Annotated in this window: 8 protein-coding genes; 6 read left to right on the forward strand and 2 right to left on the reverse strand. The window is 51.2% G+C overall.

Going from position 1 to position 9,206, the window contains the following annotated elements:
• Window positions 1-98 precede the first annotated feature (98 nt).
• Window positions 99-1,298: a septal ring lytic transglycosylase RlpA family protein gene (locus AC5JMP_RS16755; RefSeq protein ID WP_495852623.1), complete on the reverse strand. Its 1,200-nt coding sequence runs from the start codon at window positions 1,296-1,298 to the stop codon at window positions 99-101.
• 350 nt (window positions 1,299-1,648) lie between these two features.
• On the reverse strand, window positions 1,649-2,989 hold the full coding sequence (gene sbcD / locus AC5JMP_RS16760) for an exonuclease subunit SbcD (RefSeq protein WP_495852624.1): 1,341 nt from the start codon (window positions 2,987-2,989) through the stop codon (window positions 1,649-1,651).
• A gap of 147 nt (window positions 2,990-3,136) precedes the next feature.
• On the opposite strand from sbcD, the gene rseP reads away from it, so the two are divergent.
• The 6 genes from rseP (at window position 3,137) to AC5JMP_RS16790 (ending at window position 9,089) form a co-directional block, all read left to right on the forward strand.
• Window positions 3,137-4,231 (forward strand): RIP metalloprotease RseP, encoded by a 1,095-nt coding sequence (gene rseP / locus AC5JMP_RS16765; RefSeq protein WP_495852625.1) that lies wholly within the window; start codon window positions 3,137-3,139, stop codon window positions 4,229-4,231.
• 10 nt (window positions 4,232-4,241) lie between these two features.
• On the forward strand, window positions 4,242-4,961 hold the full coding sequence (gene nth, locus AC5JMP_RS16770; protein ID WP_495852626.1) for an endonuclease III: 720 nt from the start codon (window positions 4,242-4,244) through the stop codon (window positions 4,959-4,961).
• A gap of 121 nt (window positions 4,962-5,082) precedes the next feature.
• Entirely contained in the window at window positions 5,083-5,385 is a 303-nt protein-coding gene (gene rpsN / locus AC5JMP_RS16775) for a 30S ribosomal protein S14 (RefSeq protein ID WP_495852627.1), read from the forward strand.
• 272 nt (window positions 5,386-5,657) lie between these two features.
• On the forward strand, window positions 5,658-6,077 hold the full coding sequence (locus tag AC5JMP_RS16780; RefSeq protein ID WP_495852628.1) for a DUF8632 family protein: 420 nt from the start codon (window positions 5,658-5,660) through the stop codon (window positions 6,075-6,077).
• Window positions 6,078-6,361: 284 nt separating this feature from the next.
• Window positions 6,362-8,212 (forward strand): sensor histidine kinase, encoded by a 1,851-nt coding sequence (locus AC5JMP_RS16785; RefSeq protein ID WP_495852629.1) that lies wholly within the window; start codon window positions 6,362-6,364, stop codon window positions 8,210-8,212.
• Between the two features lie 181 nt (window positions 8,213-8,393).
• Window positions 8,394-9,089, forward strand: a complete 696-nt coding sequence (locus AC5JMP_RS16790) for a COP23 domain-containing protein (RefSeq protein WP_495852630.1) — start codon at window positions 8,394-8,396, stop codon at window positions 9,087-9,089.
• Window positions 9,090-9,206 lie beyond the last annotated feature (117 nt).

A 9,206-nucleotide genomic window follows, 5' to 3' on the forward strand; every position in this document is an offset into this window, starting at 1 on the left:
GTTTTTAAGCTTGAAAGGGGGTCGGCAATGCCAACCCCCTAAACTAGCCTCAACCAGGAAATATTGGCTAGTGAAACTTATCTAGAATCGCTTTGGGCTTATCGAGAAGCAGATGCCGCGCCCAGAACTTCCAGACTGACGGGTGCAACGCCAGACTGAACTAGACCAATAACCGATGCAGCACCGCGCGAGAGGTCAATCACGCGATCGCCAGCATAGGGCCCGCGATCGTTGATCCGCACAACGACCGACATACCGTTATCCATGTTGGTGACGCGCACCTGCGTGCCAAAAGGCAGATCGGGGTGAGCGGCTGTAAGGGCGTTTTCGTTGAAGACTTCGCCACTAGCGCTGTAGTTGCCGTCAAACCCAGGCCCATACCAGGATGCCCAGCCTGAGATTGTGAACTGGACAGAGCCAAGTGAAAGGGTAGAGGCGACTTCAGGTCTACCAGGAATTTGATCGATCGGCGGCGCGTTGCCCATCTGCCGACGAATCAAATTGGTAGCTTGCAGGGCGTCCTCAGTCGGATTCTTAGTCGTGTTTGGCAGAATGGTGTTGGCATCCATTGTCACCAAGACCTCATCTCCCGCCTTGATGACGTACTGCTGCTGTTGCGTATCCCAGATAACGTTAATCGTGCTGGCATCTGCGCTATTTTGGTTGAACTGGTTCAGTCGAGCAGATATCTCGGTGGCTCGCCAGACCGGATCATGGGGATTGCTAGGGGCATTCTCAGCGATCGCCCCTGAAGCAAGCTGCAAGGTGTCTGCGTCGTCAAGGCTGCTGTTCTGTGTACTCGCAACCTTGACCTCAGAGCTTGAGCCGTTTGCCCGACTCTCATCCGCAGCTTGATTCGATAGTTTCAAATCTGTTCCGCTAGCAGGAGTGTTACCTCTAGAATCGGCATCTACACTGGAAGCACTGGGTGCTAAAAAGGTCAGAACCGGAATGTTGCGCACATAGAGGGTTGCGGCTTGCCGCTCTGCCATCTGGTGAGGATGGATAATTGTGATAACTTCCTCAGGGCGGGCTAGATCCTGGGACTGGTATTCACCAACTTTGAGCGCTTCGTCAGGTCGGGGCTGACTGACCTTGGGCTGAGACGAAGCAGCTTCGTTGGCTTCTGCTACCTGAGTAGAGCTAGGTTCTTCTTGACTGGAAGAAGTTGATTCTGCGGAAACTTTTACCGTCAGACTTTCGTCTACTGAACCTGATTGATCAGCGTAGCTGGGAAGATCTCCCAACGTCGCTATCAATAAAGCTACGGTGAAACCGCTTAAAAATTTGTGATTCATACGTCCATCGTGAAAGGTACAGGGAGTAGCGAGATCGGAACATCCAAAAAAAGTGCTGAAAGCAGTATTTGGTATGTCTGCACCCGTCTCTAACTCGTACTCGTTACGTGTTCACTCCTGGTTATTGAACTGCCACAGACTAACACGAAGATTTTGCGATCGGGATCAGGGACGGATGAGAAACCGTCACAACTTCACACGAACTTCACAATTGCATTTCAGCCGAAAGCCTTTTCGCGAAAGGTTTAGCCCTGGATTTTGCCAATGGCTACCCCATTGAAACTTTATATTAACTTCACACAATTCCCAGGCTGATCTTGTACGAAATATTGCGAGTCAAGTCGAGGAGTTTACAGCAGCCGCAACTGCTCAGATTCCCGTTCTCTGATCCCCATTTTGATCTCGTCTTTGATCCCCTGATTCAGGAATGGGCGATCGCCTTCAGACGAAACGGGTTCTATGAAATCTAGGCTTGCTTCTGAGTCACTGCTCAGAAGCAGTTGAGCGGTTTGCATCATCTCATCGGCAATATCGGTCAGGTGAGGCTGGTGAAGCAGATAAGTTTTAAGTGCCGACAGCGGGTCGATGCTGCCTGTGCCTAGCTCAGGTGAGCGCGATCGCGCCATTTGGCTAATCAATTCGGCCTGAATAGTGTACGTATGCGCTGCTTCAAGCGCCTGGTGTAAAATACTGCTTTCAATCAAGGGCATTTGCTCCGATCGAAGCTGATAAATCAAGCGAACTACTACATCCTTAATTTCAGCCGCCTGAATCGCTTTTAGCAGTTCTGCTTGAGGCTCTTCGGCTTTGGAGACATCTATATTAATGGTGTGGAATTTACGGACAGGCAGAGAACAAAATTCGACTTGCGTTTTGCCCTTTTCAACGTCCGCTAAGATAAAGCCCTTCTCTTCTTCCTCTTCGCTGAAGTCTACTCTTTCAATGCTGCCGGGATAGATAATGTAGGGCTGCTCTGACAGAACTTGATGGCGATGCACATGACCCAGTGCCACATAGTCAAAACAGGATCGCGCCAGTAGCGACATGGGCACATTAAAGCCTTTGCCTACCGCCAAAAATCGCTCTGCGCCAAAGCGGGCGGTATCGGTCATCAAATGGGCTAGCAGCACGGTCGGCAGATTGGGGTCGAGCCGCCGAATTTCACCCTCTAGGGCAACCCGCAGGCGATCGAGTAACAAATGATTCACCTCTGCCAGGGAAAAGCCTTCTGTTTCAGGGCGAGTGAGCAATGCCGAGCGAGTCAGCCAGGGCAGAGTAATGATCTGAATAGCGCCACCCCGCGTCTGGATGCGGTGAGTCTGAAGGCGATCGCCCACGACAAAGCCCGGAACCCCTAGCGTCCGGTAAATGCACAGACTCGCACCACCTAAGCCCTGGGAGTGCTGGTCATGGTTGCCTACCAGCAAAACGGTCGGAATGTCGGCATCGACTAAGCGACGAAACTGGCTGGCAAATGCTTCCTGGACAATGGGTGGCGGAGTGGCATCGGGGAAGGCATCGCCGCCGAATAGCACCAGATCTACAGGTTCAGCAATGGCGCGATCGATACAGCGCCCCAATGTTTTGACAAAATCTTCCAGGCGAGTATTGATCCCGGTTTCAGGATTGATCCGCCCATGGGAGAACCCGCTCCCCATATGAATGTCAGACAAATGCAGAATTTTAACCATATGCCTCATTATGCTTAGGTTTGGCAGGCTGTTTACGCAGTCTGCTTTTATTGGGCAAGCTGTTTAGAACCCGACGACTCACCTACAAGCTCTAGAATGGTTAAGATGCTTAACAAAGCAATAAACTAACCAACTCAAGCAGGGCTTATGTCAGTTTTAGCGGCGATCGCGGTTCTTGCACTATTAATTGTGGTACATGAGTCAGGGCATTTTCTAGCGGCTCGGCTTCAGGGCATCCATGTCAACCGCTTTTCCATTGGGTTTGGACCTATCCTTTGGAAGTATCAAGGTGCAGAAACCGAGTATGCCATTCGCGCCATTCCCCTTGGCGGCTTTGTGGGCTTCCCCGATGATGATCCTGAAAGCGCTATCCCGCCTAATGATCCTAACCTGCTGCGCAACCGTCCTATTCTCGATCGGGCGATCGTCATCAGCGCGGGCGTAATTGCCAACCTGATTTTTGCCTATTTTGTGTTTGTGGCACAGTTCACCGCCGTAGGCGTTCCTGAAAAGTTTGATTACCAGCCCGGTGTCTTTGTCCCTGAGGTAATTTCACAAGATTCCCCCGCCGCTCTGGCAGGAGTCAAATCGGGTGATATTGTAATTGCGGTTGACGGTGAAGAGCTAGGGGCATCTGACGCAGCACTGAAGTCTCTAATGGAAGCGATCAAGACAAAGCCTGACCAGGCGGTGGCGCTGAAGGTACAGAGAGGCGATCGTCAGATTGACCTAAGCGTGACTCCCAAGGCGGGAGACGATGGTGTGGCGCGTATTGGTGTGCAGCTTGCGCCCAACGGCAGCATCACCCAATATCGCCGACCCAAGGGTGTAGGCGAGGTGCTGAGTCTTGCAGCCGACCAGTTTCAAAACACGGTTGTCCGCACGGTGCAGGGATTCGTCATGCTGATCACAGATTTTTCGTCTGTTGCCAATCAGGTGGCGGGACCCGTCAAAATTGTGGAGCAGGGTGCAGGTTTAGCCGCCAGCAACGCGAGTAGCCTCTTCCCTTTCGCGGCGATCATCAGCATCAACCTTGCGATCATCAACATTCTGCCGCTGCCTGCCTTAGATGGAGGTCAGCTTGCCTTCTTGCTCATTGAAGGCTTGCGTGGCAAACCTCTTCCCAGCCGATTCCAGGAAGGCGTCATGCAGACAGGTCTAGTGCTGCTCTTGGGTCTAGGCGTTTTTCTAATTGTGCGGGATACCACTCAGCTTGAAGTCTTCCAACGGCTATTTCAGTAGCGCAAGTTTAATGCCACAAACGCGCAAACGCCCCTCTAAGAAGCAGCGGGCACTCGAAGTTCTGGCTCGTCTGAAGCAGATGTATCCAGATGCGGTATGTTCGCTGGATTACGAGACTCCCGTACAGCTCTTGGTTGCCACCATTCTGTCAGCTCAATGCACAGACGAGCGCGTCAACAAGGTGACACCTGAGCTGTTTCGCCAATTCCCTGATGCGGCAGCTTTAGCCAGCGCCGAGTTGGACGAAATTATCGAGCTGGTGCGATCGACTGGCTTTTATCGCAACAAGGCAAAAAATATTCAGGGTGCCTGCCGCCTGATCATGACGGAGTTTGAGGGCCAGGTGCCTCGCAGCATGGCGGAATTGCTGAGGCTACCCGGAGTGGCGCGCAAGACTGCCAATGTGGTTTTGGCTCATGCTTTTGGGATTAACGCTGGAGTGACGGTGGATACCCACGTCAAGCGCCTGACTCAGCGGCTAGGTCTAACCCAGGCAGATGATCCAGTTAAAATTGAGCAAGATTTGATCAAGCTGCTGCCCCAGCCCGACTGGGAAAATTGGTCAATTCGGTTGATTTATCATGGTCGAGCGGTCTGCAATGCCCGTCGTCCGCTATGCGATCGCTGTCTATTCACCGATCTATGTCCCTCTGTCGATCGTGCCCTTGTGCCGATTGTCCCCTCTGAGCTGACTTCTGTGTCTCTTGCTTCGGCTCCTGAATTGGCGTGATTGGCGGCATTCTGTCGCTCTAAAACCATCCTCTGATCTTTTTGATTTTCTTCTCCTAATCTCTAGGAAAAATTGCGTATAATAGGAAACGCTGTTCTAACTAGGGTAATAGAATCTTTTCATGGCAAAGAAAAGCATGATTGAGCGCGAGAAAAAGCGCCAAAAGACTGTGGAAAAGTTCGCTGAAAAGCGCAACGCTCTACAGGAACAATTTGATAACGCCGCATCTCAGCAAGAACGGCTCACAATTCATCGTCAAATTCAACAGCTCCCTCGCAACAGTGCGCGAGTCCGTTTGCACAATCGCTGCTGGTTAACAGGTCGTCCCAGAGGCTACTACAGAGATTTTGGTCTTTCTCGCCATGTTCTGCGGGAGATGGCTCACCAAGGTTTGTTGCCCGGTGTTGTCAAGTCAAGCTGGTAGAACCTGCTGTAGTTTTTGGGGTAATTAAATTCTAAAAAATTATAGATAGCTGGTGAAAAAGATATCCATAAAGGCGATCGCATCTGTGTAGGGGTGCGATCGCTTTTTAATAGGCAATCCAGCAATAGGCAATCCAGCTAGCAACCCAGCAGTGATATGCTATGTGACGAATATCACGTTATGTACACGTTATGTAGCTGTCGCCAGTTTGCTTAGGCTATTTTTGGTGAAGCGCAAAGCGCCCCACCAAAAATGTTCCCGTCTTAAACGCCTTGGCGGTTGTTACGAGTTGGCTACTGTCTAAAAAACAGGAGGTTTGGTTGCAGTTCATCCAGCATCCCCTTAAGCAGGGACAAGTTTTTCAGAGCCTTGGCGGACATTTTGCCTACCGAGTCGTAGGACCTTGCTGCCGATTGTTCGATCGAGAAGAGTTGCCTTGGCCCTGCTGCCGCATTCAATGGCGCAGCAAAGAGCCAAGCTGGCGACGGGTCGGAAAACGATTTGTGCTGGATGTTGCCACCCGAAACAGTCCTTCTTATGTTGTAGAAGTTTTGGGTCAGGAGTCATCAGGGCGGGCTTTTGTCGTCACGCTGTATGCTATCAAGCTACCGCAGCCCCTTAAGGAATGGTGGCATAGCTCACGTTCTCAGCAGGCAACTCTACCGCCGATCGCGGCTGCCTCTTCTCGGTAGAGATCTGAGTCAGGCAAACCCCGCACTGAATCTGGCATTGCTCAATCTGGGGATAAATTTTTTGAAAGGAGCGAAATTCATGCCTGCAATCAAATGATTTTTTATGGGGTGGGCAAGTCCTACCCCATAAAAAATCATCACATAAATATCAGTACCGACCAGTGATGGTTTGACCCATCGACTTGCGGGAACGCTAGAGCATATTGCTGTCAATTGCTTTCAGAACATCGGGTTCGATCGCTCCTTTTGACTAGCGTTTTGATGGGTAATGAGGCGGTTGAGGGATGAGGTTACGTCAGAAAGCGCTTCTGATTGTCGGGACAACATTGGCAGGGTTGAACCTGGCGCTATACGCGATCGCTTCCCATATCTTTGTGGGCAGCTTTCAGGCAGTCGAACAGGAAAAGACTCGTGAAATAGTCATAAATTTGGTGGATACCCTCGACCAAATCAATCGTCAGTTTAGCGATCGTTTTGCGGACTGGTCGGCATGGGATGATTCCTACGCGTTTGTAGCAGACGAAAAGCCAGAATTCGAGAAAGTCAATCTCAATGCTGAGTCTCTAGCCAATATTCGAGTGAATCTCATTCTGTTTGTTGATGTTTCAGGACGCATTGTTTACGGTACGGGCTTTGATCTCAAGACAAAGAGCTTTGCCCCTGTCCCGGCAACGGTACGGCAGCACATTGTACCCGGTGATGCCCTCTTAACCCACGCCACGCCAATCGACAGTCGCTATGGTCTAATTATGCTTCCTGCTGGAGCCATGATGCTGGCGGCGCGTCCGATCGTGAATAGCGACGGCACGGGCACCATCCGAGGCACTCTAATTTTGGGACGCTACCTCAATCAACAGGAAGTGGATACTCTGCCCGAAACGCAGCGGTTCTCTCTGGCGCTCTTTTCCCTCAATGCGGCATTGCCTGCCGATTTTCAGGCAGTGCGATCGCAGTTCTCGCTGCAGCAGCCGATTGTGATTCGCCCGATCGATGAAAATACGATCGCTGGGTACACGATTACGCCCGATATCTACGGCAAGCCTGCTCTCATGCTGCGGGTCGATTCTCCTAGAACGGTCTACCAGCAGGGACAAACCGCAGTTCGCTATCTCACCTGGTCAATTTTGGCGGCAGACCTTGGCTTTGGTCTAATCACGGTCGTTGGGTTAGAAAAACTGGTGCTGTCTCGTCTGACTAAGCTCAGCAGCGAAGTAAGCCAGATCGATATTCAGGAAGGTTTGGCGACTCGCGTATCGACCCTCGGACGCGATGAGCTGGCAGGGCTGGGCAGCGCCATCAACGAAATGCTGGCAATGCTAGAAGCCTATGAGAACGATCGCCAAAAGGATGCGCTTTTGCTTCAACAAGCCAAAAACACGGCGGAGGCAGCTAATAAATCTAAAAGTCAATTTTTGGCGAACATGAGCCATGAGCTGCGCACGCCGCTCAATGCCATCATTGGCTACAGCGAAATGCTGATGGAGGAGGCTGTTGAAACAGGCCAATCGAGCTTGGCAACCGATCTTCAGCGCATTCATGGCTCAGGGCAGCATTTGCTAGGGCTGATCAACGATATTCTCGATTTGTCAAAGATTGAAGCCGATCGCATGACCTTTACTTCAGAAATCTTTGATATTTCGATACTCATTCAAGAAATCGTCACGACCCTTCGCCCTCTGGTCAACCAAAACACCAACGTGCTGCAAGTTCAGTGTCCTGAAGATCTAGGAACAATGGATGGTGACATGATGAAAATCCGCCAATGTTTGCTCAATCTGCTCGGCAATGCCTGCAAGTTTACCCACCAAGGAACGATTACGATTACGGTTGCACGCAGCGTGAGTCAGCATGGCGCAGAATACATTACCTTCCAAATTTCTGACTCTGGCATCGGCATGACTCCTGATCATCTTGCAAAGCTCTTCAAGCCTTTTAGCCAAGCCGATGACTCGACAACGCGCAAGTATGGCGGTACGGGGCTAGGTTTGGCGATTACGCGCAAGCTTTGCGAACGTATGGGAGGCAGCGTCAGGGTTGAAAGCGCGATCGATCGAGGATCAACGTTTACAATTTGTTTGCCTGCAATTCTGCCAGAGCCAGCCGGAACTTTTGATGCAGAGCGATCGTCTACCTAGGTCTAGTAGGAAGCTCTAAAATTACAGTCCAGAATTTCACAACAGCAGGTACCAACAGAACACTTCTGAAAAGCCTCAGACATAACTCTGCCAAAAACCCGATCAGATATTTTCATTAGCCTGAATTTTCATCAACCCGGATTTTTATTAACCCAGATCAATCAACCGAGAGAATTTTGCCATGTCGAAACCATCCAGCTTCTTTGACCAAAACGCTAGTCAAGCCAGCCTTTACTCTAAACTTCAACGCAGTCTGAGGCTCGCCTTGCCGCTGCTACTCAGCACCGGGGCGCTAATCAATGCTGGAGCAGGATTAACCCAATCTAATCCAGGTTCTGGAGCAGATAATGCCCGTTTTACCTGCGAGGTTAGCAGCAGCGAATATACCGTCATGTATCGTCCTCAAAGCCAGCCCAGCCAGAGCTATGCTTGGGCGAAACCGGGTGAGCTAGGCGGCGGCTGGACTCCTGAACGGCGCTGTGCTGAAATTAGCCGTCGGCTGGAGTTCTATCGCCCTGATGGATTGCTAGAAATGCAGACCGCGATCGAGAATGGCTACAACACGATTTGCGTTACGACCGAGCAGGTTCCTGGCTGCCGGATTGTGCTAACCGTTCCTCCCGGACAAGACCCAATTGCCACCCGCGATCGCGTTTTCTCAAATTTGACGGTTGCGGATAGTGGAGAGCAAACCAGCGCGGTCAACACCTTTACGGGGAACAACGGCGGCGGCATCATCAACCGAATTGGGCAGGCGATCGGCGTTGATTTGTCCTCTCTGTCGGGTCGTCGCTCTAACGCTGGCAGCGCTGGCAACATTAACCTTCGCCCTTTTCTAGACACTGCGGATGGCGGCACCGGAACAAAGCTCAGATAAGATTTTTGGCGTTGCTGGATACCGGGAGGAGTCCATCTCTCCCACACAAAAATTCGTCCCTAAAATCAGCAGCGCCAACTCCTGTAGGGCTTACGCATTTTTGTTGTGTGTGGTGGG

It is taken from the genome of Drouetiella sp., assembly GCF_059504425.1.

Coding starts and splice junctions, on each gene's coding strand:
- AC5JMP_RS16785 (WP_495852629.1), top strand. CDS start 6,362: ATGAGGTTACGTCAGAAAGCGCTTCTGATTGTCGGGACAACATTGGCA.
- nth (WP_495852626.1), top strand. CDS start 4,242: ATGCCACAAACGCGCAAACGCCCCTCTAAGAAGCAGCGGGCACTCGAA.
- rpsN (WP_495852627.1), top strand. CDS start 5,083: ATGGCAAAGAAAAGCATGATTGAGCGCGAGAAAAAGCGCCAAAAGACT.
- AC5JMP_RS16755 (WP_495852623.1), bottom strand. CDS start 1,298: ATGAATCACAAATTTTTAAGCGGTTTCACCGTAGCTTTATTGATAGCG.
- AC5JMP_RS16790 (WP_495852630.1), top strand. CDS start 8,394: ATGTCGAAACCATCCAGCTTCTTTGACCAAAACGCTAGTCAAGCCAGC.
- rseP (WP_495852625.1), top strand. CDS start 3,137: ATGTCAGTTTTAGCGGCGATCGCGGTTCTTGCACTATTAATTGTGGTA.
- sbcD (WP_495852624.1), bottom strand. CDS start 2,989: ATGGTTAAAATTCTGCATTTGTCTGACATTCATATGGGGAGCGGGTTC.